This window comes from Microvirgula sp. AG722 (assembly GCF_003269145.1).
GTDB classification, from domain to species: Bacteria; Pseudomonadota; Gammaproteobacteria; order Burkholderiales; family Aquaspirillaceae; genus Microvirgula; species Microvirgula aerodenitrificans.
Window position 1 is genome coordinate 1 of record NZ_QLTJ01000048.1, and the last position, 1156, is coordinate 1156.

The 1156-nt window shown below is 59.8% G+C and carries 1 protein-coding gene; it reads left to right on the top strand.

The window, feature by feature from the left end; all coding sequences use genetic code 11:
* Positions 1-60 precede the first annotated feature (60 nt).
* A protein-coding gene (locus DFO50_RS18740; protein WP_199489908.1) for an IS3 family transposase occupies positions 61-1156 on the top strand; the annotation gives its coding sequence in 2 pieces (ribosomal slippage) (positions 61-313 and positions 313-1156; 1097 coding nt annotated over the 2 pieces). This gene is flagged as partial in the annotation.

The following is a 1156-nucleotide window of genomic DNA, read 5'->3' on the forward strand; positions in this document are numbered from 1 at the left end:
TGGACTGCCCCGGCTCCAGTAGGCATTCCTGCCCTATGATTTGAGCATAGGAGGATGTCCGTGAGTACGCAGCGTTTTACCCCAGAATTCAAAGAGGAAGCCGTCAAACAAGTCACCGAACGGGGCTACTCCGTAGCCGAGGTTGCCGCCCGGCTTGGGGTCTCCAGCCACAGCCTGTACAAGTGGGTGAAGGCGGTTACCCCTGACAATAGTGAGAAGCAAGCCGCCGAACTGATCGAGGCCAAGAGCGAGATTCTTCGCCTGAAAGCACAACTGCGCCGTACCGAAGAAGAGCGAGATATTCTAAAAAAAGCCGCGCGGTACTTTGCCAGGGAGTCCGAGTGAAGTACCGCTTCATGAACGAGCATCGGCATACCTGGTCGCTGGTCACCATGTGCCGTTTGCTGCAGGTAGCACGTGCCGGATTCTACAAATGGCTGCACCAACCAGAGTCGGATCGGGCCAAAGAAGATGCCCGCTTGCTCTCCCTGATTCGTGATTCCTGGCGTGCCAGCGGTGGGGTCTACGGCTCCCGTCGAGTGTTGGGCGACCTGCGCGAGATCGGAGAAGTGTGTGGCAAACATCGGGTTGCCCGCCTGATGCGACTCCATCACATCAAGGCGCAGCGCGGCTACAAGGCGCCACGCCCCATCGCCGGACGTCCTTCTCTGTTGGCCCCCAATCACCTGAACCGGGCATTTACGGTCGCGCAGCCCGACCAGGTCTGGGTCACCGACATCACCTACATCCGCACCTGGCAGGGCTGGCTGTATCTGGCGGTAGTGATCGACCTGCACTCGCGCAAGGTGGTGGGCTGGTCGATGAAGCCGACCTTGAGCCGCGAACTGGCGCTCGATGCCTTGTTGATGGCGCTGTGGCGCCGCAAACCCTCCGGCCGGGTCCTGGTTCATTCGGATCAGGGTTCTCAGTACGGCAGCGACGATTGGCGCCGCTTTTGCCAGTCCCATAACCTGGAGCCCAGCATGAGCCGTCGCGGCAACTGCTGGGATAATGCGGTGGCGGAGTCGTTCTTCAGCAGCCTGAAGAAGGAGCGTATCCGCAAACGGATCTACAAAACCCGCGATCTGGCCCGCTCAGACGTGTTCGACTACATTGAAGCTTTTTACAACCGCACCCGCCGCCATAGTCACCTGGG